At 43.2% G+C, this 24,399-nt stretch carries 25 protein-coding genes and 1 pseudogene; 7 read left to right on the top strand and 19 right to left on the bottom strand.

Features of this window, described 5'->3' with window-relative positions:
• Positions 1–15 precede the first annotated feature (15 nt).
• On the bottom strand, positions 16–1,044 hold the full coding sequence (gene yutH, locus C6Y07_RS11425; protein WP_106072113.1) for a spore coat putative kinase YutH: 1,029 nt from the start codon (positions 1,042–1,044) through the stop codon (positions 16–18).
• A 115-nt stretch (positions 1,045–1,159) separates the two neighbouring features.
• On the opposite strand from yutH, the gene C6Y07_RS11420 reads away from it, so the two are divergent.
• Positions 1,160–1,660 (top strand): phosphatidylglycerophosphatase A family protein, encoded by a 501-nt coding sequence (locus C6Y07_RS11420; RefSeq protein WP_060597240.1) that lies wholly within the window; start codon positions 1,160–1,162, stop codon positions 1,658–1,660.
• Between the two features lie 42 nt (positions 1,661–1,702).
• On the opposite strand, the gene C6Y07_RS11415 is transcribed toward C6Y07_RS11420, so the two are convergent.
• From C6Y07_RS11415 to C6Y07_RS11405, 3 genes are read right to left on the bottom strand one after another with little or no spacing between them, the layout of a single operon-like run.
• Entirely contained in the window at positions 1,703–2,476 is a 774-nt protein-coding gene (locus C6Y07_RS11415; RefSeq protein WP_106036583.1) for a TIGR01457 family HAD-type hydrolase, read from the bottom strand.
• An 18-nt stretch (positions 2,477–2,494) separates the two neighbouring features.
• Positions 2,495–2,929 (bottom strand): DUF86 domain-containing protein, encoded by a 435-nt coding sequence (locus tag C6Y07_RS11410; protein WP_034659878.1) that lies wholly within the window; start codon positions 2,927–2,929, stop codon positions 2,495–2,497.
• A 19-nt stretch (positions 2,930–2,948) separates the two neighbouring features.
• Complete coding sequence (locus tag C6Y07_RS11405; protein WP_003213192.1) at positions 2,949–3,224, bottom strand: YutD family protein; 276 nt, start codon at positions 3,222–3,224, stop codon at positions 2,949–2,951.
• 120 nt (positions 3,225–3,344) lie between these two features.
• Between C6Y07_RS11405 and C6Y07_RS11400 the strand changes: the two genes are divergently transcribed.
• Positions 3,345–3,980, top strand: coding sequence for a YhcN/YlaJ family sporulation lipoprotein (locus C6Y07_RS11400; protein WP_106156694.1), 636 nt, complete (start codon positions 3,345–3,347; stop codon positions 3,978–3,980).
• Positions 3,981–4,019: 39 nt separating this feature from the next.
• Here the strand turns inward: C6Y07_RS11400 and lipA are convergent, their stop codons facing one another.
• On the bottom strand, positions 4,020–4,916 hold the full coding sequence (lipA, locus tag C6Y07_RS11395) for a lipoyl synthase (protein WP_034660686.1): 897 nt from the start codon (positions 4,914–4,916) through the stop codon (positions 4,020–4,022).
• 327 nt (positions 4,917–5,243) lie between these two features.
• On the opposite strand from lipA, the gene C6Y07_RS11390 reads away from it, so the two are divergent.
• Positions 5,244–6,188 (top strand): M23 family metallopeptidase, encoded by a 945-nt coding sequence (locus C6Y07_RS11390; protein WP_223250433.1) that lies wholly within the window; start codon positions 5,244–5,246, stop codon positions 6,186–6,188.
• A 35-nt stretch (positions 6,189–6,223) separates the two neighbouring features.
• On the opposite strand, the gene yunB is transcribed toward C6Y07_RS11390, so the two are convergent.
• From yunB to C6Y07_RS11370, 4 genes are all read right to left on the bottom strand, one after another.
• Positions 6,224–6,988, bottom strand: coding sequence for a sporulation protein YunB (gene yunB / locus C6Y07_RS11385; RefSeq protein WP_034282711.1), 765 nt, complete (start codon positions 6,986–6,988; stop codon positions 6,224–6,226).
• Between the two features lie 76 nt (positions 6,989–7,064).
• Positions 7,065–7,370 carry a YunC family protein gene (locus C6Y07_RS11380; RefSeq protein WP_066030445.1) on the bottom strand — a complete coding sequence of 102 codons (306 nt, stop codon included), beginning with the start codon at positions 7,368–7,370 and terminating at the stop codon, positions 7,065–7,067.
• 67 nt (positions 7,371–7,437) lie between these two features.
• Complete coding sequence (locus C6Y07_RS11375; protein WP_106036540.1) at positions 7,438–8,811, bottom strand: bifunctional metallophosphatase/5'-nucleotidase; 1,374 nt, start codon at positions 8,809–8,811, stop codon at positions 7,438–7,440.
• A 61-nt stretch (positions 8,812–8,872) separates the two neighbouring features.
• A complete protein-coding gene (locus C6Y07_RS11370; RefSeq protein ID WP_034659883.1) occupies positions 8,873–9,724 on the bottom strand; it encodes a DUF72 domain-containing protein in 852 nt (283 codons plus the stop codon).
• Between the two features lie 321 nt (positions 9,725–10,045).
• Here C6Y07_RS11370 and C6Y07_RS11365 point away from each other — a divergent pair, with 321 nt between their 5' ends.
• Both C6Y07_RS11365 and C6Y07_RS19095 read left to right on the top strand, forming a co-directional pair.
• Positions 10,046–11,206 (top strand): PucR family transcriptional regulator, encoded by a 1,161-nt coding sequence (locus tag C6Y07_RS11365; RefSeq protein WP_060597245.1) that lies wholly within the window; start codon positions 10,046–10,048, stop codon positions 11,204–11,206.
• A gap of 60 nt (positions 11,207–11,266) precedes the next feature.
• Positions 11,267–11,407, top strand: a pseudogene (locus C6Y07_RS19095) (oxalate decarboxylase); the annotation flags it as partial.
• Between the two features lie 57 nt (positions 11,408–11,464).
• On the opposite strand, the gene C6Y07_RS11355 reads toward C6Y07_RS19095, so the two are convergent.
• The gene (locus C6Y07_RS11355; RefSeq protein WP_060597247.1) at positions 11,465–12,655 is read right to left on the bottom strand and encodes an MFS transporter; all 1,191 of its coding nucleotides are present in this window, start codon (positions 12,653–12,655) and stop codon (positions 11,465–11,467) included.
• 157 nt (positions 12,656–12,812) lie between these two features.
• Complete coding sequence (locus tag C6Y07_RS11350) at positions 12,813–14,048, bottom strand: pyridoxal-phosphate-dependent aminotransferase family protein (protein ID WP_066031736.1); 1,236 nt, start codon at positions 14,046–14,048, stop codon at positions 12,813–12,815.
• Positions 14,049–14,217: 169 nt separating this feature from the next.
• On the opposite strand from C6Y07_RS11350, the gene C6Y07_RS11345 reads away from it, so the two are divergent.
• The gene (locus C6Y07_RS11345; RefSeq protein WP_106071448.1) at positions 14,218–15,096 is read left to right on the top strand and encodes an endonuclease I family protein; all 879 of its coding nucleotides are present in this window, start codon (positions 14,218–14,220) and stop codon (positions 15,094–15,096) included.
• Positions 15,097–15,111: 15 nt separating this feature from the next.
• On the opposite strand, the gene C6Y07_RS11340 is transcribed toward C6Y07_RS11345, so the two are convergent.
• The 8 genes from C6Y07_RS11340 to C6Y07_RS11305 all read right to left on the bottom strand — a co-directional run bounded on the left by C6Y07_RS11340 (position 15,112) and on the right by C6Y07_RS11305 (position 22,894).
• Complete coding sequence (locus C6Y07_RS11340) at positions 15,112–15,855, bottom strand: IucA/IucC family C-terminal-domain containing protein (RefSeq protein WP_066030439.1); 744 nt, start codon at positions 15,853–15,855, stop codon at positions 15,112–15,114.
• Between the two features lie 21 nt (positions 15,856–15,876).
• The gene (locus C6Y07_RS11335) at positions 15,877–16,914 is read right to left on the bottom strand and encodes a FecCD family ABC transporter permease (RefSeq protein WP_066030438.1); all 1,038 of its coding nucleotides are present in this window, start codon (positions 16,912–16,914) and stop codon (positions 15,877–15,879) included.
• Entirely contained in the window at positions 16,907–17,923 is a 1,017-nt protein-coding gene (locus tag C6Y07_RS11330; RefSeq protein ID WP_034659893.1) for a FecCD family ABC transporter permease, read from the bottom strand. Before C6Y07_RS11330 ends, C6Y07_RS11335 begins: the two co-directional genes overlap by 8 nt.
• A gap of 70 nt (positions 17,924–17,993) precedes the next feature.
• Positions 17,994–18,947 carry an ABC transporter substrate-binding protein gene (locus C6Y07_RS11325; protein ID WP_106030461.1) on the bottom strand — a complete coding sequence of 318 codons (954 nt, stop codon included), beginning with the start codon at positions 18,945–18,947 and terminating at the stop codon, positions 17,994–17,996.
• 139 nt (positions 18,948–19,086) lie between these two features.
• Positions 19,087–19,995, bottom strand: a complete 909-nt coding sequence (locus tag C6Y07_RS11320; protein WP_223250423.1) for an alpha/beta fold hydrolase — start codon at positions 19,993–19,995, stop codon at positions 19,087–19,089.
• A gap of 443 nt (positions 19,996–20,438) precedes the next feature.
• Entirely contained in the window at positions 20,439–20,867 is a 429-nt protein-coding gene (psiE, locus tag C6Y07_RS11315) for a phosphate-starvation-inducible protein PsiE (RefSeq protein ID WP_034659895.1), read from the bottom strand.
• Positions 20,868–20,904: 37 nt separating this feature from the next.
• The gene (locus C6Y07_RS11310; RefSeq protein ID WP_106156692.1) at positions 20,905–22,212 is read right to left on the bottom strand and encodes a HAMP domain-containing sensor histidine kinase; all 1,308 of its coding nucleotides are present in this window, start codon (positions 22,210–22,212) and stop codon (positions 20,905–20,907) included.
• A complete protein-coding gene (locus tag C6Y07_RS11305) occupies positions 22,199–22,894 on the bottom strand; it encodes a response regulator transcription factor (RefSeq protein WP_060597255.1) in 696 nt (231 codons plus the stop codon). Before C6Y07_RS11305 ends, C6Y07_RS11310 begins: the two co-directional genes overlap by 14 nt.
• 252 nt (positions 22,895–23,146) lie before the next feature.
• Between C6Y07_RS11305 and C6Y07_RS11300 the strand changes: the two genes are divergently transcribed.
• A complete protein-coding gene (locus tag C6Y07_RS11300) occupies positions 23,147–24,346 on the top strand; it encodes a DUF418 domain-containing protein (RefSeq protein WP_060597256.1) in 1,200 nt (399 codons plus the stop codon).
• Positions 24,347–24,399 lie beyond the last annotated feature (53 nt).

The raw sequence follows: 24,399 nt of genomic DNA, 5'->3' as shown, positions 1-24,399 counted from the left end.
CTGTTCACTGAAACTTCAAATCCCTGGACCTGTGATCCAGCCAACTGACGGTATCGGGCTCTCGCCGCTTCGCATGGCACTCATTTCTTGAAAGACCTTCAGAAAGTATTCATAGCGATTGGCATCATTTAGGATGTAATCTAACCGCTCTTCATAATATGATTTTTCATTTTCTCCTGACATGTAGTAGCCTTCCACAATTTCAAAATAATGAAGCGGGAACAACAAGCGGCTGTATAACAAACGCTTAGAAAAGGAAGAAAGAGGTGTCACCTGCTCATATTGCTGAAGAAAGGAGAAGCCTTCTTCAATTAAATCTTCCTTATGCTGGACAAAGGTTTCTCTTAAGTATTCGGCAATATCCCGGGTTGGATGATCAAAGACCCAATCTACAGGTAAACGAAGCGGCTGCTCATGCGGCCAAGTCCTCCGCGAAAAACGCTGGTGGCAGACAGTGCCTGAGTCACATTCCTTCGGTTCATCATCAAGCTCAGTATCCACTAAATATTGAATGGCATTTTCCGTTAATCCAAGATAATACGGAAAGGATTCGATGAATTTTTTTTCAAACTGTTCCAGTGGTTTTTGGTGCATTTGCTGCATCCAAAAGCCTTCAAGCTGATCTAACCGTTTTGCCCACAATTCCTTCCAGGCTCCCACACGTTTTGTTTCAGATACCTCATATGGAAACCCTCTTCCCCTGACATGAAAGGCCGCCAGCTCTGACGCCTGCTGGAACGAGCGGCTTGAGATCGGCGGTGCTGCCTTTAATAAAGCATACAGTTCCTTTCCATGAGTAAAGGTGGGCTTCTCTTCATTTGTTAATTCAAACACAGCGACGTATGGGTCTCCGGCATTCAGTAAATACTGACTGATATGATACAGCTCTGTGAGTTCTTCTTCTCGCAAATGAGACACAGGAACAATGATGAAGAGAGTCTCCGACGTTTGAAAGCTCTGATAACTGCCATATGGCATAAATTGACGCACATCAATACCAAATGTGTGATAAATGGTTTCTTTCATGTTTTCACCTGCGTTCATATGATCGATCTCTTATCATATCGTAGTCGCAGGTTGAGGGATTTATGAATACTATTTACTATCCGAAGCTTTTTACACGTTGTGGACCAAATTACGAGGATTGGGTGAGGAATATATGCCGCATCATCATGAGATGAACGAAGTAGAAAAAACAGCAAGACGCCGTTTACAAGAACGAGGCGTATCCATTCAAGATATAGCAGACCTTGTCTACTTTTTACAGGAAAAATATCATCCTGGCTTAGACATGACAGAATGCATCCACAATGTGGAGCGTGTCATCGCAAAACGAGAAGTCCAAAATGCGATATTAACAGGCGTCGAACTAGACGTACTAGCCGAGCAAAAAAAGCTAACCGAGCCGCTTCAGTCCATTTTAGAAACAGACGAAAGCCTGTATGGTGTTGATGAAATTCTATCCTTTGCTATCGTCAATATTTATGGTTCGATCGGCTTTACGAATTACGGATATATCGATAAAGAAAAACCAGGGATTCTCGGGAAACTCAATGATAAATCCACAGGCGAGTGCCACACCTTTTTAGATGACATTGTCGGCGCCATTGCTGCTGCAGCATCAAGCAGGCTTGCACATAGTACGAGAAATGCGGAATAAAGCAAAAAAGAGGACGCGCGCGTAACGCTTGTCCTCTTTTTTTTATGATAATCGCTCAATCCACTCGGATAATGAATCAATGACATAGGTTGGCTGTTTGTCATACTTCTGAAGCAGCTCTTTTGTTGTCACGCCTGTATGAACGAGTAATGTGTCCATTCCTGCATTCATCCCTGCCATAATATCCGTATCATAGTTATCACCCACCATAAGCGTCTCAGACAGATCGGTCCCGAGCACCCTCATCGCTTGTTCCATGATGATGGATTCTGGCTTCCCGATAAATGTTGGCTTGACCGTAGTAGTGACAGTCAATACAGATGTTAAAGAGCCGTTGCCTGGCAGAAGTCCTCTTTCTGTTGGAATGGCAATATCACCATTTGTTGAGACAAATTGTGCGCCTTGACGAATGGCAATCGCACCTACTGCGAATTTTTCATATGTAATGTCTCGGTCAATTCCAACAACAACGAAATCAGCGTCTTCCTGACCGAACATTAGCCCTTTTTCTTCAATGGCCTGCTTGATTCCTTCTTCACCGATAACGTAAACAGACGCGTCTTTCTTTTGCTCGGCAATATAATTGGCTGTCGCCATACTTGTTGTAAAGACTTGTTCTTCAGTTGCTGGAATATCGAATGAAACAAGCTTGTCTGCTACCTGCTTCGGCGTGCGTGACGAGTTATTCGTGACAAACAAGTAAGGAATGTTTAGCTCATTTAACTTTTGAACAAATTGACCTGCTTCTTCGATCTTTTCTGTTCCTTTATACATTGTTCCGTCTAAATCAATTAAGTAGCCTTTGTATTTCATGATGCTCACAACTCCAATGGATTATTTAAACGCTGATACTGGGCCAAGCTCCTGCTCCAAGTAGGTACGGATGCGGCTTGGGAAAACCTCTAGCGCATGCTCAACCTCGCTGATCACCTGCAGCAAGTCGTGATGAACCACTTCCTGGTATTGCTGCACAAGTGTTTTACGACACGAGACAAGCTTTTTCAGCTGACTGCCTTCCTCTTCGGGTACAACCTTTTCATCAACAAGAATATCCATGATGTCATCATAGCTTCCTGGATCACGCATAATAAAGCCATCAATCATATCATTTCCCGTATCAAGAATACATTCGACGAGCAAATGAACAATTCGTTCCAGCGCTTTTTTCTCTAGTGGACTTGTCCATGTTTGATGACTGCGCATCAACTCATATTGCTCCTCGAAAAAACGTAATGTCTCTTCAATTTTTTTTCTGTCTACGAAATACATCATGACGCTCCCCTTTGCGTTATTTTCTGATTCGTTTTAAGACAAAATAGGCACAGCCAAAATTACAGTATTCATAAATGTATTCATCGAGTGTGCTGATTTTTGTATCAAATGTGGCCTTTTGGTTTTGGTCATCAAAGAACCCCTTCAGTCTCAGCTGATTGTAGCCCCAGTCCCCCACAATATAATCGTACTTATTTAAAATATCTGAGTACCTTGCTTTAAACGCTTCTTCATCAAAACCGTCTTTGATATCTCTTACAAGATCAAAAGTAGCATTCTGAATGACGATCATCTTCTCACCTCTTTTTAAACGATCCATCTTTAATGATAATTCATTGGAAGAACTCCATCAATTGCTAAAGCATGTTTTTTCCGATTTAGCCGAAGCTAAAGAAAAAAGGAGGTCACATTTATGAAGAAACAACTGACAGCCGCGATTCTCCTCAGCATGCTTTTAGGCGGGTGCGGCTTTCAATCAGGTATGAACCGGCAAGTGGATGAAGATTCTTCAAGTAAAACCATCCGTCTATCGGATCGTCATGAAGGAAATAATTCCAACATGCCAGAAGCAGACACAAACAGAGCAGGATATGTTCGTTATCAGCGCCAGCAAGTAACGGATCAGAAAGAAAGAACACCTGCTTTAAATCGCGAGCATCTTGCCCACGTGATTACAAGTTTAACTGTGCAGCTCCCAAACATCAAAGATGCAGCCACACTTGTGACAGATGAGGATGCACTGATTGTATATCGAACAGGAAACAAAAACCGGGATGAATCTGCCGATCAAGTAAAGAAAACGGCGGTTTCTGTTCTCCCTCGTTATTATCATGTATACGTCTCTGATTATCCAGAGCACTTTCAATCCATTGCCAATTTTTCACGTCTTCAAACCAATTCACGTGATTTTGATCAAATTTTAACCAAAACGATTCAACAAATGAAATATTCCCCTCAAGGTGGAGATATTTCTACGAAAGAAGATGCAAATGGTATGACGAATTCTGACCGTACCATGAGAAGAAACGCCCCTTACGGCCAAAATTAATATGAGAAAAAACGCCAGAGATCTCTGGCGTTTTCTTTGTTATGCTTGCGCCTGACGCTTTTTAGACGCTTCGTTTACTTGTTCATCTGCATGGTAGGAAGAGCGCACAAGCGGTCCAGCTTCACAATGGCTAAAGCCTTTTGACATCGCAATTTCTTTCAGCTCTGCAAACTCATCCGGATGGTAGTATTTTTGAACTTTCAAATGCTTTTTCGAAGGTTGTAAATACTGACCAATCGCCATAATATCCACGTTGCTCGCAAGAAGATCATCCATGACTTCAATGATTTCTTCCTTCGTTTCACCTAGTCCAATCATAATGCTTGATTTCGTTGGAATGTCGGGCTGCATTTCTTTTGCGCGGCGCAAGAATTCTAATGAACGATCATATGTAGCACGTGCACGAACCCTTGGCGTTAATCTGCGAACTGTTTCAATATTGTGATTTAAAATATCAGGACGTGTGTCCATTAACGTCTTCAAATTATCGTAATTGCCGCCCATGTCTGAAGGGAGAACTTCAATTGTCGTGAATGGGCTTTTTCTTCTAATGGCACGAACGGTTTCAGCAAACACACCTGCTCCGCCATCCTTTTGATCATCCCTTGCAACCGCTGTTATGACAGCGTGCTTTAAGTTCATTAAGGCTACTGAATCTGCCACGCGTTCTGGCTCTTGCAGGTCAAGCTCAGTTGGAAGTCCTGTTTTCACCGCACAGAAACGGCATGCGCGCGTACAAACAGATCCAAGGATCATAAATGTAGCGGTTCTTCTCACCGCCCAGCATTCATGGATATTCGGACATTTTGCTTCCTCACAAACGGTATTCAGGTTGTTTTCCCGCATCATTTTTTTCAAACCGGTATAGTTTTCATTCGTATTCAGCTTAATTTTAAGCCAGTCCGGTTTTCTTACGTGCTCTTCCTTCTTTGCCAATTCCATCATCTCCATATGAATTCGTTAAAGGTGCATCTACAAAAATCTTCCTGCTATATACGATGGATGCAGCTAAGAAGCTGCAAAAAATTGAATCTTCGGCCTAAAGCCTTTTCTTTAGACACTTTAACATAGTACAGATTGAACAACAAGGGAATGAGCTGCAAAAATACCCAAAAGCCTCCTAAAAAAATCAGAAGAAAATTACTAACATTTTCTTCTTATGAAATAGGATGATCTAACCACACTAAACGGTAGAAGACGATGCTTGATGAAAGGAGATGGACGTTTGTGAAAGTGGTTTTAGCCATCATGATCGCTCTTTCAATGCTTCCTTTACCTGTTCATGCACAAGGGGAAGGCAAGCAGCCAGATGTACTGAAGCAGCGAATGGCACTATACGAAAAAGTCGCCATCACGACACAAGTTCCATGGTATGTACTTGCTGCGGTTGATCAGTATGAGCACAATATTCGAAAAAGCAGAAGAGATTTACCGAAACAAAAAGGCATCATTGGTATCTACATTCCCCGGGAAATGTGGATCGGCCCTGAAAACCCGAATAAGCAGGATACCTCTCCTTTAAGCATTAAAGTGTTTGATGGAATTGGACTTGATGGAAACGGGGATGGAAAAGCGAACAGCGATGACGATGAGGATGTATTATTCACGTTTGCTCAATACTTGCTTCATTACGGCAGCAGCATTGATCAATTAAAAATTGCTTTATGGGACTATTATGGCCGAGATCAAACCGTTGGAATCATTTCATCTTTTATGAAGCTATATCAGCACTATGGCCATCTTGACCTCGGAAAGCATGCTTTCCCTCTTCCGGTTGGAGCTGACTACAGCTACCGGAGCACATGGGGAGATGCAAGAGGATTTGGAGGCAGAAGAATTCACGAGGGCACGGATTTATTTGCCCATTATGGACTTCCCGTTCGTGCGACATCGTATGGCGTGATTGAAATGAAAGGCTGGAACCGCTTTGGCGGCTGGCGGATTGGTATTCGAGATATTCATAATCATTATCATTACTTCGCTCATTTAAATGGCTTTGCAAAAGGACTCAAAACAGGTCAAATTGTTGAACCCGGACAGGTCATTGGATCTGTCGGAAGCTCCGGTTATGGCCCCCCAGGCACAGCAGGAAAATTTCCGCCGCATCTTCACTATGGCATGTATAAAGACAACGGCAGAACTGAATGGTCATTTGATCCATACCCTCATTTAAGGGCGTGGGAAAGAGCTGAGCGGAAACGCAAATAAAAAAACAGCCCAATCATTCCTTGGGCTGTTTTTCATTATTCTTTCTTCTCCTTTTTCTCTGGGAGAACAATCGATGGAGCGCCTGAGTTTGTTCCACTGCCGTTATAATAATCTGGTACGTCCCCTTGAACGGCTTGTATGGAGACGGGAACTGAGTTCTTGACCACGATTGTTTCAGATGCAAACGGGATGATGACTCTCACCTTGACCTCGATCAGAACACTAATATCAATCAAGGCATTGTTGATGCCATAGGGCTTAATATTTTTTTCAACGTCCGTATGCGGGTCACCAATGACACTAAAGCGTACAGGCACTTTTGGCCCTAGATTGGCGATGAGTGCATTTCCGGACGCTTGCCCAAGCGGAATGTTATATATAATGCCGTCATGTCCATCTGTTTGATCCTTTAACGCTTCTTTTGCCTCTTTTTGAAAGTTCCCCTTTTCAATGTCCTCTAAATTTTTTTGAAGATGACGTGACAGATCAGCCATTGCTTTCGATGTTGCCTGCGCATTAAAATCGATGGTCGTTACTTTTCCGTTCTCACTTGTATTCATGACCACCATATCCTTCATATTCTCCTGATCGTCTGCAAAGTCTTGAACAGAATATTGAATCAGATGATTGGCGATACGCTCTGTTTCTAGTTCAGCAATGTGAATAAGGGTTGGTTTAATTGAACGGTTAATAAAAAATAGACTAATGACGGTTGAGAGTACAAAGAATAAGATTGCAAGCAGCATGACGTATCGAAATGGCAAAGGGCCCTTTTTATAGGGGCGATAACGGCGGTTCATTCTCAATAAAAAATCCCCCCTTCTCCACTACAAGTGTATGCAGACAGGCGGGGGGATAGGAATCATCTATCCATTTTTATTTCACCATTTTTAATAATGCGTCTCTTCCATTGGTTCCAGCTGTAATGCCTAGCGCTTCTGCGGCGTATGTCACAGATTCTAAAGGGGCATCAAGCAATTGCTCAATGGTCCTCACACCAACTGCTCTCCCTGCGATAATTCCTCTATCTGCAAGTTTTTCATTTAAGAGCCCGACATCCAGTGCACCGCACATAATATACCCATGTTCATTTGTCACCGCCATAAAATTCGTCTTCGGTAGTTTGACGGTGACGGCTGTAAAGGAATGTTCATCAATTTTAATAGGTGTTAAATTCACCAAATCCCTTCACTCCTCTCATCACAATCTATGTGACAAGAGGGCGAGTGTTGTTAGGCTAAAGCGGATTTCATGTGGTTTCCTTCAGGCGCCAAGTAAGCACATCACGTAAAAATTCCGGCATGAAATATTCAATGTGTTCATGGTCACGGATATGAGGAAATAGAGAGCCTAATGTATACATATCGACTGTGCCAACCGTATAGGAAGCGTCCTTTTTGATCAATTGATCATGTACAAAGACATCCTTTACCCGTTTGGTTTCGCCTTCTTCTACTGTAAAGGTGAGGCCGCTATACAGCATTTTCCCCATCAGCTCACCTCTAAAGCCGAAGCCCTTGATGCGCAGCTGTTCCATTTTTTCTTCACAGGCACGCCGAACGGTTTCGATGAGCTGTTGACCGGTAAGCGTCACCCGAATGGGATTAATGGGATGCGGGCAGATTCGGTGGACTTCTTCTCTTGTCACGATTCCTGCCTCTAATGAATCAAGCACCATACCTGCATTCATCATGCCGATATCTGCCCCGCACCAATCTTTAATGGCATCTGTTAAGAGCTGCGGAAGCGGGGATTCATCAAACCACTTCGTTTCTAACCTTGACTCAATCGCTGTTACTTTTTCCTGCATGAGGGCTTTGGCTCTTCTTTCTGCTTGCTGTAAGGTAGTGATGGCTTCATCTGATTCACTGATCAGCTGATCCACTGACTGCACCGTTGCTTTTTTCTCGATCAGCTCTTTGCGCGCTATGTCAATTGTCAGCTCGACACAGCCAATATAATGCCCATACTTTTCAGCGCATGCAAGCAGCACCCCATTGTTCATTTCACCCTGTTCTAACAAATGATGCGTGTGCGAGCCTAGGATGATGTCGATGTCAGGGAAATCACGGGCGACCTCCCGATCATGGATGATACCAAGATGGGATAAGAGCACAATGACATCCGCCTGTCCCTTCACTTCCTGCAGCATGACCCGTATGCTGTCAAACGGATCTGTAATGTCCCAGCCCAGCTTTTCATAGACGGGTGTATACGCAATGGTCACGCCTAAGAGACATATTTTCAGTCCGTTTTCCATTTGGATCATATGATAGGGCTTTGCCCACGATGGCCTTTTGCCTTTCTCAAATAAATTAGACAGGACCACTGGAAATTGTGCATGCTCGTACAATTGATCCAGCTGATCATGAGGCAGCGTAATGCCTTCATTATTCCCAATCGTGACCCCGTTATAGCCAAGCTGATTGAGGAGCTTGACGTTTACCTTTCCATAATCAGCTTCTGACACAAGGTTCACTCGGTCCATATGGTCGCCAATATCAAACAAGAGCATCTGATCGTGAACTTGACGCTTTTCTTCAATATAAGCTGCGATTTTTGGCCAGTTCTCAAAGTGGCTGTGCAAGTCGTTTGTATGATATAACCATAGCTTCTGCAGCATGTTGATCTCTCCCTCAAGTTGTCACTGAACCGTCATTCAGGTTGAAAGCCGCAGCTCTCAATTAACTAAATAAATCTAACTGCTTCGGAGAAAGGCTTGAATACGTAATATCCAGCAAATCAATCATCTGCTGGCCATTCGCCGCTGCATCTCCGCCGGAGTTATTATTAAACACGACATAGACATCTTTTGATTGCTGATGCAGAATGTCGAGATTCTTTTTCCACTCTTTTAATTCAGCTTCATTATATAAATATAAGTATCGCACTTCACGCCAATTCTCATGGTCTGCTGGGTGAAGCCAGCCCTGTTTATTTCTTCCGTGAAAACGGACCAATGTTTTATCACGGTGCGTAGCTTGTATGACTGGCGGAATGGAGCCTTCTCCAACTTGCGGCTCATCACAAACAGAATGAATCCATCCTTCTTTTTCCATAAAGGACAAGGTCTGCTCATAAAATTCATCTGAGAACCATGTGCGGTTACGGAATTCGAGGGCACATGGAATGTCACCCATCTTCTCTTTACACCATCTTAAATAGTGGACGTGCTCTTTTTTGCAATCAAACCATGGTGGAAATTGAAACAGAACCATGGCTAGTTTCCCTTCACGAATGAGCGGAGTCAATGAAAGAATAAATGCGTCAAACATCTCTTCCTTCGAAGCAAACGGAATTTCGCCCCTCTGATGCCCGGTCATTCCTTGATATGCTTTCACGACAAATTGAAAGGTATCTGGCGTATCCTTGATCCACTTTTCATGATTACGCTCAGGCTGAACCGCATAAAAGCTGGCATCCAGCTCCACAATGGGAAACGTTGATGAATAGTGAAACAGCTTTTGAGCGCTGCCGATTTTCGGCGGATAAAGACTGTCATGGTCTCCCCAGCCAGTTAATCCGATATAAATCATGTTTCTCACCTCTTGCCACTCTCATGTATAGACGGCTTCCTCACATGAAAGCCTTTTTCTCTTGTGATACCCATATTTCTGAAAGAAATTCTTCTGTCTACAACATATCATATTTGCCCGTAATTCTGAATGAAGATGACTGACGGTACGTGATTTTGTCCTGACGCTCTGTTTGTTTGTGATATTAGTTGACAACTTTCTATCTAAAATGATTTGAGCTGATAACATAAATTGCATATCAGAGAAGTTACCAGTGATTGTCCATTTATTTATTCATCTTCACCAAGAGCTTTAGTTCTCAATAAAGGAGACTTAGTGGATATGAACATAGACGATAACCAGTTTGAAGCATTGCAAAAAATCGCCGAAAGGATTCTCAAGCCTGTCTATTTGTGTAACCAGCATGGACGTATTCTCTGCAACTCGCACACCATGATCACGAGCCCAGATTGGATTCGCATTCTCCCCTTTTTCCAAAGAAGGACACCCCATTATTTTTCGATGATATATGCGAAGCAAACCTTTTCCGTCTTTCCGATTGATCTAACCGAACAAACATGTGAGTATGTGGTCATCCCTTCCTTCATTCCTCCGCTGGATGAAACACTGCAAGTCTTCATTGCACAAGCAGTAAACGAAATCTCAATTGCGCGAATGAGACAATATACTGCCCAGCAAACGGCCAAGCGTGCCAGAAATGAAGGGTTTCGCAGATGGATAGAGGGTGCATCGTATTCTCAGCAAGACGCTGCATACATTGCGAAGACGTTTGGATTAAACGTAGAAAACAGCTATCTATGTATGATCTGTCAGCTTGATCATTGTCATGAAACCACTCATTTTTTGAACCAGCAACTGATGTTAGATCAAGTCGTTGATCTACTTGACAGCGCACTTCCAAGCTCTCCTTTTCCTTCCTTTCTGTTTGTCAAAGGTGATATGGGCATTGTATTAATGGAAGAGACAGGAAGTTGGTCAGAGATGAGTGGCAGACTCCTCTCTTTTTTGAAACAGTTGCAGATGCTCGTTAGCATACAAGCGAATCACACCATTTCCTTTGGCGTGAGCTTGACTAGTTGTCGCATCACCCATCTGTCTGAGGGCTACAGTGAAGCATTAGAGGCTCTTCAAGCCGGACATCTCTCGTCGCAGGCGGAATATATTCAGTTCTATCAGGCAAAGGATGTGCCAGATTTATTGAAGCTTATTCCAAGAAAGGATTTAGTCACGTTTCACCAGATGCACCTTCACCCGTTATATGAAGCTGGTCAAAACCTCCTCCACACCTTATCTGTCTATTTAGAAACGCATTGCCACATTTCAGAAACAGCGAAACGTTTGTCTATTCATCGCAACACGGTCATTTATCGATTGGAGAAGTGTGAGGAGCTGCTTCGGATCAGCTTAAAAGACCCTGAAGCCACATTAAGGCTGCGCTTAGCATTACGTATTCAGATGCTTCTCTCACACCATCCTGATTGAATGTTTTCTGCCGAAGCTTCATATAGTTTGGAGGAGAAAAGTGATACACGAGGAGGCAAAAATCGCTTTGCAGATATTTCGTTGAATCAGTGGATGGCCTTAACCCCTCCTCAATTAGTGAAAGAGCATTTACATGTAGATGATGCCATGATTCGTGCGCTTCATAAAGAAAAATCACCTGTCGTTACATATAAAAGGTGATGACCATTATAATAAAACCGATCAATCTGTGCTGATCGGTTTTTTTATAAACAAATTTTAAGAAATTGCAGAAGTATGCTGCACTTTTTTCCCCCACACGATGGATGCAATGAAGCTTATGCAAAGCACTAGTGTTCCGAGCATAAAAGGAAACTCAATATTCACATCAAATAGTATGCCCGCAAGGCTCGGCCCGACGATATTGGCAAGGCTCATAAAGGATGTATTGAGACCGCCCGCTACTCCTTGCTGATTACCTGCCATTTTGGACAGCAATGTATTGAGAGCTGGACGAACAAATGAAGTAGCCGACAAAAATAAAATAGAGCCTGTAAAGATCAGCCAAAAGGACGGCGCAAAACGGCAGACGATGAGCATCAAAGCCGCTCCTAGCAGTGCATAACGCACGACGCGCATTTCACCAAATCGTTTCACACAGGCATTCACCAACGCACCTTGGACAAGCACGCCAGCAAGACCCGCAACCGTAATCACAAACGCAATATCCTTCGGTGTAAATCCATGTTTTTGGTCTACATATAAGCCGAAAATCGATTCAAAGTGAATAATGCCAAAATTGAGGACAAACGCCAATATAAACAAAAAACCGTAGGATGTCTTTAAAGCTTGCATCATTTGCACAAAAGGGTTGAAATGAATGTCTTTGTTTAACCGCGCTTCTTCCTGCTTTTCCTTTGTTAAAGTTTCAGGTAAAAACAGGATGGATAATAGGGTAGAAAGAGCTGCAAAGGAACCTGCGATGAGAAAAGGAAAAGCGATCCCATACTCGACCAAATAGCCGCCTACGCCTGGTCCAATAACAAAGCCTAACGTCATTGCTGCACTAAATAGCCCCATTCCTTTCCCTCGGTCCTTCTCACTTGTGATATCAGCAATGTATGCAAACATGGCTGGCATGAGTAAAGCTCCGGCCGCACCGCCTAAAAAACGTGATACAAACAGCATCCACAGCTGATCAGCAAATGCAAAAATAAACTGGGCAATGGTAAAGCCGGCAATCCCGGCAATGATCAATTTTCTACGTCCAAATCGATCGGTCAGTGCGCCTGCAACCGGCGATAAAGCAAATTGTGTAAGACCTGTTGCAGCGACAAGAAAACCGAGTGTTTTTCCTGTTGCGCCAAAGGCTTCAATATAACTTGGCATGACAGGGACAATGAGGCCAAAGCCAAGCATGGCAATAAAAATATTGAGCATCAAAATGTATAATCTGCCCATTTTCTTCATATCAAAAAACCTCTTTCTCCAAAATAAATGAAAATGATGTCAAAAACTCAGAACTTCTTCAGTATAGCGATATCACTGTCTATAAGTCTAGTTTTTCAAAAATTAGTTTTATTTTCCAATTAAAAAATACCCGCAAATAGCGAGTATCCGTATGACTTTATTCACCTTGTTCATAGATAGAAAGAGCCGCCTGAAGCCCTGCTCCGCAATGGATGGATGCACCGTGTTTGATTAGAATCGCTTCCAGCCCTGCTAACACAAACAGCACGTTTTCTTTTCTGCAGCTATAGCCCATTGTGCCAATTCTCCATATACGTCCGGCTAGCGGTCCAAAGGAGCTTGCGATTTCAATGCCAAAATGCTTAAGCAGATCGGCACGTACCGCTTCTCCATCAATACCACTTGGAATCTCAATACATGTCACAACTGGCATTTTACAATGTGGATCACCGAACAATTCAAGTCCCATCGCTTCAAGACCTTTCATCAAGGCTTTCTCGTGATATGCGTGCCTTTGAAAACGCTCAGACAGTCCTTCTTCCAGCACAACACGAACCCCTTCACGAAGTGCATAGAGCATCGTTGTCGCTTCTGTATGATGATTTAATCGTCTAGGGCTCCAATAATCCTGGAGCTGGCTGAGATCAAAGTAATTGCTTTTAATTGGAGAAATATCCATTTGCTCCTGCAATTCATCCTGTGTCGCAATTCCCTTTTCCACTTTCTTTCTCGATTCAACGACAGCTGCCACCCGGTCATTATACGTGATAGGTGACATGCCTGATGGAACAGACAAGCACTTCTGCGTACCGCCAATCGCCGCATCAATCTTCCATTCGTCCACTTTCACCTGGGCCCCGCCAATGGTTGCTACAGCGTCTACAATGAACAGTGCATCGAGTTCTCGGCACGCTTCACCAATTTGCTCAAGCGGCTGCAACCGCCCCGTGGATGTTTCACCATGGACCATCGCAACGATTCTAGGCTTGACCTGCTTCATTTCCTGAATGATATCGCTAGGATCAAAAACCGTTCCCCATCCACATTCCATTGTATGTACCTCAGCACCATAGCGCTGTCCTATTTCAATGAGCAGATGACCGAAGCGGCCAAAGACAGGCACAAGCATTGAATCACCCGGCTCAATGACACTGGCAAGCACAGCTTCAAGCCCTGAACGAGACGTGCCGTCAATCGGAAAAGCCCATTCATTTTCTGTTTGGAAAAGCGACCGCAATAAGGTCATCGTTTCATTCATGATATGTGTAAATGCTGGATCAAATTGACCGAGAATTGGGGTACTCATCACACGGAGCACTCTCGGGTCTACTTCAACAGGTCCTGGTGTCATAATCGTTCTTGAAGGTATTTGCAGTTCTTTCACGTTATCCATCCTCTCCCTCGCTGTCGTCCTATATGCCCACTTATACAGCAATGCTGTTAAAATAGCAATCTCATTTCCTACGAATTCATTACATAACATTTACGATAAATCCATTTATTTCTTTCTGACAATATGATAGAAATAAAGAGAATACATTCCCTATTAAGGAGGAAATCGAATGAAGAGAACCTTATTTGGAACTGTGGCTGCCGGAATCATGATATTCGGCACGTTAGCCGCCCCGCTGCCTCCAGCTGCGAAAGCTCAAAGCTTTACTCTGAATAAACCGAGCCAAACCATCACATTTTCCCCGTTACAGCTTCAAAACGAAACATCTGCACAACAAGCGAAAACAGCCGCTACAAGTCAAATCGATTCCTATTATCAATCTGCTAATGGCAAATCAGGACCCGCTCTAAAGAAAGCTTTACACGATATTATTGATGATCATAAGCAGCTATCCTACAGCCAAGTTTGGGATGCCTTAAAGAAAACAGATGAAGATCCAAAGAATCCAAGCAATGTGCTCTTGCTCTATAGCGGTGTCTCTCGCTCAAAGCAAGCGAATGGCGGAAATGTTGGCCAGTGGAACCGGGAGCATGTCTGGGCTAAGTCACACGGCAACTTTGGGACAAGCCAGGGCCCCGGTACAGATCTCCATCATCTGCGGGCAACAGACGTGCAAACGAATAGCACACGTGGAAATTTAGATTTTGATCTGGGCGGAAATGAATACAAGGGGGCACCGGGTAATTTCTACGACAGCGACTCATTCGAACCTCATAGCCGGGTGAAAGGGGATGTGGCAAGAATGCTCTTTTATATGGCAGTGCGGTACGAGGGCGATGACCGCTTTCCAGATTTAGAATTAAACGACAAAGTGAATAATGGAAGCGCCCCTCTCCATGGCAAAATGTCCGTACTTCTCAAGTGGCACAAACAAGATCCAGTCGATCAAATCGAACGGAACCGCAACGAGATCATTTATGAAACGTATCAGAACAACCGCAATCCCTTTATCGATCACCCAGAATGGGCAGGCGCGATTTGGGAATAAAAAAGAAGGGCACTGCTATGAGCAAGCAGTGCCTTTCTTTTTTTCAAGCGGACAGACAAGACAATAATCGAGACTCTCCGATTTTTTCTCGAGCTTATAATACATACAGCAGGTCTTTCGGTCGGATGTTTCTAGTAAACTGTCATCTAAGTTTAAGCTGTGATGAAATGGATTTTGTTTTGCTCCGAATACATCACCAGCCGCTTGCTTCAGATACAGATAATCCTCCCGCACGCGCTGCTTCACCGCAGGCTCTTCGGCTTCCCGCATCATGCTGCGATAAAGAGAATTGATACGAACCGCTATATTCTCCCACAAAATGGTATACGGAAGTCTTGAAGTGCGCTTCAGCACGTCTAAAAGAGGGGTAACACACTCCGTAAACAGCGCATGCACAGCCTGCTCTCTCCATTCATGCCGATCTCCTTCTAGTGGAACAAACGAACACAAAGACTCATCAATTTCAATTTTCCGATCCTCTCTAAAGGCACATGCCTCCGGTGAAAACTGATAGACACCGTCATACAGCGTCATCATGTACAAAGAGGAACTGACGGCTAAGTAGGCATAACGCTTTGAAAACATCGACGCTGCTACCGCCACATTCGGTGCATGCATGGCTTCCTTTTCAGCCTCTAATAAACGCAGGACAGATGCTTCTGAAAAAAGCGCAGCAAGTGTGCGGTCAGATGTCATTGGTCCATTTGTGATGTGTACCCCGAAATCAAGTAATTCTCTCTCAACCCACTCTGGCCTCATATCAAAACCTCCATCTTTCGTTTATCGATTTCGCTGCTGGTATAACAAATAAATAAAGAACGGTGCACCAATTGCAGCCGTGAATACACCTGCTGGTACATCTAACGGTAGAAAAGCCGTTCTAGCTACTAAATCTGCCAGCATCACGAGAATACTCCCAACAAGCGCAGATGCCGGCACCAGCGCAATGAAGGAGCGGCCGATGATCATCCGTGCGACATGCGGCGCCATCAGTCCAACAAATTCAATGCCGCCTGCAAAGGCAACAGCAATCCCCGCCAATGTCACACTCATCAGCAGAAAGAATAACCGTTTTGCCTGCACTTTTACCCCGAGACCTGTTGCGAGATCATCTCCAAGCTCCTTCACATTCATCGTTCTTGCTAACACCATGACAATTGGTAAAATGATCATGACCCAAGGAAGCATCGACATGACGTCCTTCATCGTAGAACCATATAAACTGCCCGTCAGCCAAATATATGACTTTGTCGTCGTCATCGTATCACTAAGAACAAGAGTAAACGTCACACACGCCTTCATAATGGCAGAAATCCCGATGCCCATTAGGACAAGTGTGATCGGCTTCACCCCTTTTTTCCATGAAAGCAAATAAATCAGACACGAAACAGCAAAAGCCCCTGCAATCGCCCATAAGGATTGATACGCAATAGGCACAGTGCCCATCCAAAAGACAATAAACATAATCGCACCGAACGAAGCACCACTCGTAATCCCAATGATGTCAGGCGATGCAAGCGGATTGCGGATTAACCCTTGCAAAATAAGTCCTGATACCGCAAGCGCGGCCCCCACTAAGACAGCCAGCAATGTTCTTGGAATTCTCAGTGTATTGAGCACAAAGGTGTTTCCCTCTCCCTGACCGATTAAATGAAGCAGCACATCCATCGGCTGAATAAACCGGCTGCCCATACAGAGACTGAGAATAAATAATCCAAAAGCAACGGCCGTCAATAAAAGTAAAATCAAAAACGTCCGCTTTGAAAATTGAAATGAAATGCGCCCGCCCTTTGAACGCACTGTATATGTTTTAGCCACCTGTCTTCAACCCCTTGCGCACGAGATAAACAAATAGAGGCGCTCCTGCTACCGCCGTCATGACACCAATCGGTACTTCCTGCGGCATGATCAGAAAACGAGCCGCAAGGTCTGCGACAAGTAAAAGAGACGCCCCCACTACTGCACAATACGGAAGTACCCAGCGGTGGTCAGGTCCGACAAGCTTTTTCACAATATGCGGCACTAGAAAACCAACAAACCCAATCGATCCTGCGACAGCAACGGAACCACCCGCTAAAAAGACGACGAGAACTCCCATCGTGATTTTCAGCACCAGCGTACGCTGGCCAAGTCCCTTTGCAATATCATCTCCTGACAAAAGGACATTGATGGAGCGTCCAAGAAGCAGCGCCACAACTGTTGCACCTAAAATATAAGGCAAAACAGGCAGCAGCATATCAATGCTTCTTCCAGACACTGAACCCGCCATCCAGAACAGGATGCTTTGAATCGACTGTTCATTCACGATTAAAAGACCTTGTGTAAAGGACGCAAACAGTGCAGATATCGCCGCACCTGCAAGGACAATTTTGACCGGTGTCAATCCATCTCTTCCAATGGAGCCCAAGAGAAAAACGAGCATCCCTGCAATCGCAGCACCTAAAAAGGCTGTCCACATATAGCCTGTTAATGACTCTGTTGAAAAGAAAACAATCGAAATGACGATAAAAAATAGTCCACCTGCATTAATGCCTAACAAATCTGGCGCCGCAAGCGGATTTCTCGTTAATGCCTGCATCAGTGCACCTGAAATGGCTAGACTTGATCCAACAACCGCTGCAATTAAAGCTCTTGATAATCTGGATGTCATGACAATGACACTGTTTGGATCCGATTCATCAAAATGAAGAAACGCATGGATGGTGGCTTTGAGGGAAATCGAGGTTTGCCCAAGAGATATGCTCAGCATAAAAAAGACCAACATCAATACAACGAATCCAGCAAAAAGCAGCGCCTTGCTCGAATCCTTTTTTAATAAACTTCTCATCTGATTCCCGCTTTCAATCTGTTATGGAAAAAGGAGAAAATGGTTTTTCACATTTTCTCCTCTGCTATCCTTATTTATCAATTCCGAGACGATCATAAATATCATCAAGCATCATGTTTGCAGCAGTGATACCGCCTGCCATGTTCCAAGTGATTTCATCGACTTTATGCACTTGTTTCGCTTTCACTGCGTCAAGCTGCTTCCATAAAGGATGACTCGTCCACTCTTTATATGCTTTTTCAACCGCTTTATCCTGATCATCCATGAAGTAATAGATCACATCTGCATCCATTTGCGGAATGCTCTCTTTGTCTGTCAGTGTAATGATGTCTTGCTTTTTATCTTTGACATTCTTAGGTCCTTCAAAGCCTAGCTCTGTTAAAATGGACCCTGCGAATCCAGTTTGATAGATTCTAGCATGATCTGCCCGGAAGTTCACCACAGACACACTCATTGGCCAGTTTTTGATGTCTTTTTTCGCTTTTTCTTTGAAATCAGCGACACGATCATCCCACTTCGTTAGCAATTCTTTTGATTTGTCTTGCTGATTTAACGCTTCACCCATTAATTTCACTGTATCTTTAAAAGTGAATACTGTTTCTGTTGCTACAGTTGGAGCGATTTCTTTCAGCTGATCAAAAATTTGCTCGTGGCGGATTTTTGATGCAATGATTAAATCTGGGTTAAGCTTTTCAATTTCCTCTAAGTTTGGCTGAGTTTCCTGCCCAACAATTTTGACATCTTTTAAGTCATCTCTTAAATATTTATACGTAGGTGCTTCAAGCCATGATTCAACAACACCCACTGGTTTAATGCCCATAGCGACTGCTGCATCTGTTGCTCCTTGGTACAGCGTCACCACACGTTTAGGCGATCCTTTTATTTCAGTTGAACCGATAGCGCTTTCAACGGTTCTTGTTTTTTCTTTACTAGCTGACTTGCCTTCACTGTTATTGCTGCCGCAAGCTGCAAGTAAAACGATGGAGAGCACAACTATTAGCGACCAAAAAGATTTTTTGAACATGTACCTCACCTATCCATTCTATATGTAGTCATATCGTTTGATAACGATTCTCATTATCACACTATGATTTTATCATAGAAAAGGATGGTGTCAATGTAAATTTTTAAGAAAAAGGGAGAGTGTTGACTAGTTGTTCATACTAAATAGAACGATTCCACATTTGGATGGTCTTTCCAATATGTTTTCCTGCTTCTAGTAACACCGACAAATGGGTATGTCCATCCAGCACTTCATAGACTGATTGTTGTTTGATCTCTTCATGTGGTAGCTCATGATAGGCAGGAAATTTTTCTATATCATACAGCTCATCCTCGCTGCCTACTAACATCGCATAGGGCCGATCCATCATCGCAAATTGTTTTTTAGGTGCAGACGGGGTTAAAGCAAGTGATAGATTGACGGTGATGGCTGTCAATAGAAGCGGATCCTGCTCGACTGCCCATGCTGGATAATGAAAACGCACGGCTTCAGAATGACTCATCAGCAACCCTTTTGTCATGGCAGACAAAACGAATTTCCATACTTGAACGGTCGCAAAAGGAATTTGATCAGGTCTTGCAGTGTCTGATTGATAGCCAAATTCAGGTGCAATAAAAAAGTAGCCATCAACTTCTCTTTTTTTCGGCCAAGATATGTAGTTTAGCAGTAATCCTGCTCCAGATGAATGCCCGCAAAGATAAACAGCTCCCTTATGCTGCTGTTTGACCGCATCCACAAACTGCGAAATATCTTGCCACACATCTGTGATACTAGGTGTATCACCCTTTTTTCCATCAGAATGGCCGTGACCTCTTAAATCGATTAAAAACGTATTCACTTGAAAATTATGCTGAAGCGTATAGGCGATATGCTCGTAACCAGCCAAACTATGAGCACCACCGCCATGAATCAAGATCACATTGGCCTGCGTCTTCTCTTCTGATAAAAATGGATAATACGCAAGGCTTGTGCCGTCGTGTGATGAAATGAATTGTCTTTCTGGAATATGGACAGGGGCTGCCTGCTGCATACTTGTCAATGAGAATGGTTCGTTCTTGATGTCTGTCAATTTCTCCGCTCCTTCAAACAGAAACGAGAATGGCCAGCCGCGCTAGTCATCTTCATTCCTATATCCTAGTGAGTGATATTTCGAAATAAGAATAATTTACTTTCAGTGAAAATAAGAATCGTACTCATATACTGACGGTTCGGTGCTTTGGAAATGGGCACAATTCTCGTCAGAACGAGCAGTTGTTCAACTAGAATATTTCGTAAAAAAACAACCTGATCGAACCATGTTCATAGAATGATGAATATGAATGGAAAGAAAAGGCTTCTAAAGCATACCATAAGAATCCGTCCATCAGGTAAACCACTTTTGAATATCCCTGTTTCTTCTTGCGATCACTCATCACTACAACATCTTAATGTACTACTTTAAAGATGGAATGTTCACCTCCTCAATACCAATACATGAAAAAAAGACGAACGGTCATCGTTCGTCTTCTTCCCTCACTTCACTTCTTCATGCTCCTGCGCGGTATGTCGTTTATTGGCGATAAAGAGTGCACAAGTCATCGCAAGAATGGCCAGCGCCCACCAGAACGTCGATACAGCCTCTTCATGATCGATGATAATCAATCGGATGACAGCTGTGATACCAATATAAATAAAATAGCGAAGCGGAAAATGAAAGTTTGATTTAAAGTATTTAATAATTAAGGCTATAAACTCAAAATACATAAAGAAGATCAGCAGTTCTCCAAGCATCCCATAATAGCTTTCTCCTTTGTTAAACAAAGTCTTGTAGACGAATTGGACAATATACCAAGTTTCACTAATTAAGAGGACGCTTAAAGCAATGGCTAGAAAGAACAGACAGATATTCAGAAGGCCTTGCAAGAGATCGGGTACCTTTTGGAAGTTGTTGAATCGTTTCATTGGGTAGTCTCTCCATTCCATATTATTCATTTGTGGTCTATATTTTGATGTGCCAGAATCGCAGCACGATGTAGTAAATATCGTTCTTTTCCATCCTTTCAAACTGCCCGTGCATGCGGGACATCATTCGTTTTATGCTTCGTTCACCAAGTCCAGTGCTTTCCTGCGTGTCATCTGTCTCTTTTATCGCATTGCTGACGTGAATCTCAAAGATTTCTTGATCGGATAAAAACGTGAGATTGATGTCTTTTTTGGGATCGGCGTATTTAAGTAAGTTGGACATCAAATTATCAAACACTCGGCCAAGCTCCTCGACATTCACGTTGATATAGCTGTCGGGCAGCTCTCCTAACAGGTGTACTTTGAATTTCTCTTGATGCAAGATCGCCACCTGATCTGATAAGAGATCGTAAATGACCTCTTTGACTGCAACGGTCTCAAGCTCAGGTTCATGTTCTTTATCAAGTAGACAATAGGCAAACAGATTATCAGACAGATTTTTCAATTGCAGTGCTTTTTCATAAGCACTTGCTATATATTGATCTTTACGGGGGTCCGCTCCAGCCTCCTCTTTTTTCGCAAACTCCAGGTTCATCATGAGCGACGTCAGCGGTGTCCTCATATCGTGTGACATTTCAGTAACCAAGCTGCGGCTCTCTTCTTGCAGCTCGTCGATGGCTTGAAGCTTGTCCAGAAAAGCTTTACGAAGATCCTCAATACTTTTGGCAATCATCGCTAATTCGTCATGACCTTTCACCGTCATCTCATAGTCCAGCTCGCCGCCTTCAAGAATATGAATGTCTTGGTGAATCGTTTGCAGGTAGCGTAAACTTTTGCGAATACCGAGAAGAACAATAAGGAGAAAAATAAGTGTCGCTCCGAGCAGCTCAAGTGTAAAGGCAAGATCGTGGTAACGAGATGAATAGAAACCATCCACCATGACGCGGCCTTCACCGTCGCTAAACTGAACCGGAAACGAATGATGCTCGGCGTACTGGGTCACCTTTTCTTTTCCATACGCCGATTCATCCGCAGCCGAATAGATGGAGTCATATTGTAGCACTTCATCCTTGAAGATGGTCAAATTAATGTAATTCTCTTTTTTCACCCACTCACCAAACGCTTGTCGATCTGTTGAAGACAGCTTATTCTCAGAAACATAACGACTGAATTTTTGAATATATTTAGCTGACTCCTCCTCGTAATACTCGTCCGAACTCAAGTATCCGTCAATGAGCTCATTGGTGATCTTTTGCAGCGTCATAAAAACAAGACCGCTCACAATGGCAGCCGCCAAAATCAGCAATGCCAGCTTTTTAGCTAGCGTATATTTACGATGTGCCAAATCGGTATCCTCTTCCCCATTCCGTTTTAATATATACAGGGCGAGCTGGATCATCTTCAATTTTGGCACGCAGCTTTCGAATATGCACCATCACCGTATTGTTAGAACAATAGAAATAAGGCTGTCCCCACACGCTCTCATAAATATTTTGGGCTGAAAAGATTTTGTTTCGCCTGCTCATCAGCAGCTTGAGCACACGATATTCTAAATCAGACAGCTTGATTTGTTGATTTCCTTTCCACACTTCATTAAATTCTTCGCTCACCCTCAGCTTGCCCCCAACAAGAAAAGTTTCTTCTTGTTCCTTCTTTTCCTGATAGACGGTGTACCTGCGTAATTGTGCAATCACTCTAGCATGAAGCTCCTCTTGTGAAAAAGGTTTTGTCATATAATCATCCCCGCCGGCGAGTAAGCCTTCGGTTTTATCGAATGTACTTGATTTGGCTGTCAGAAATAGAATCGGAACGTTAGAGGAGGCTCTCATCTGCTGGCACGTTTCGATGCCTGAAATGCCTGGCATCATCACATCCAAAATCACCAAATCGAGCGAATCGTTCACAAGCTTCAATGCTTGCTCGCCATTCATCGCTCTCAGCACCTCATATCCAGCACGTGTAAGGGATTCCTGCAAAAGGTCTCCAATATCTTGATCATCTTCTACGATTAATATTCGATGCGTCATGTCTCTCTCACCTCATGATACGTGATGTACTTTCTTTTATGTCTTTACTATATATCATCTAGCTATGTGAAAAGATACAGCATAAATCTTAACAGTTTATGAATATGACCATCTGCCATCAATTTGTCACATTCATTTTCAAAAAATTGGATCTTCATAAATTGTTAAGAATTGGGTCGTATATTGATTCATTGTAAGGATCGATGTGTTGATCCGAATGACATTTATCATAACAAGAAAAGGAGCATGGATATGAATGCAAACAAAGTAGCACACGCGATGAATTTGAAGGATCGAGTTCATTTCTTAGACATCGTAAGAGGATTCGCCTTAATGGGAATTATTCTGGTCAATTACTTTTTAATCGTGGATTCGGCGAAGGGGTTCGATATGGAATCAAATGATGTCTTTCACAACTTGGTGAATTGGTTTGCCTCAGGGAAATTCATTACGTTGTTCTCCTTCCTATTCGGGGTTGGTTTTATGATTTTTATGGATCGCGCTGCCCAAAAGGTGGACAGTCCGAACAAGCTGTTTGCCCGCAGGTTAACCATTCTCTTAGGGTTTGGCCTTCTGCATTTAACTTTTGTTTGGATTGGTGATATTTTGGCCTATTATGCAGTCACTGGCTTTTTATTGCTTTTCTTTTACAAACGCACAGCCAAAACCATCCGAAACTGGCTGATCACACTCTTTGTGATTCAATTGCTCACACCCTTTTTCACGATGCTGCTCAATTCCATCAGTACAGGATCATCAGGCAAGCCCGATTTTGCTGATTTCGAGCTGAACAGCCACAACAGTCTGAATTATTTAGCATCCATCGGAGACAGGTGGGCTGATATGGTGACGATGGCTTCCAGTTCATTTTTCACTGTCTATTCTATGTTCTTCATGTTTTTACTTGGTGTGTATTTTGTGAAAATGGAGTTTTTCAAAAACATGGAGGCGAAAAAAGCAATTTGGAATCGCATTTGGATCATTTGTACAATCGCTTTTCTCATCACCCAAGGCAGTACGATCATTACGGCGGTCAATCCTTTTGAAAATGCACTCTGGGTGAACATTGCCACTGCCCTGGAACAAAACGGGGGATTAACTGGCAGTATGTTTTATATGAGTACACTTGCGATGCTATTTCTACACGTTCCTCAGCTGCGAGGTGCTTTAATGGTCTTTACCAAAGTCGGACGGATGTCCCTAACCTGTTATTTGCTTCACTCGATCATTGGAACCATGCTATTTCTAAAGTATGGAGCGGGGCTTGTCGATCATCTTCAGCCGGCTGGTACGTTTTTCATAGCTATTGGCGTGTATGTCTTCCTTGTGCTTTTCAGTACGTTATGGTTAAAACGGTTTAAGTACGGACCGATGGAATTTATTTGGCGTCAGCTGACGTATGGAAAGGTACATGATAAACCGAAAACCAATACATTCACTGCGGCGAAGTAACTCACCGTGATAAAAACAGATAAGAAAAAGGCGAACTGTAGTGGTTCGCCTTT

The sequence above is a fragment of the Bacillus sp. LNXM12-1 genome, assembly GCF_003004375.1.
Taxonomy (GTDB): Bacteria; Bacillota; Bacilli; order Bacillales; family Bacillaceae; genus Bacillus.
Note: the sequence above shows the minus strand (reverse complement) of the source record. Positions and strands in the feature narration are given on the sequence as shown.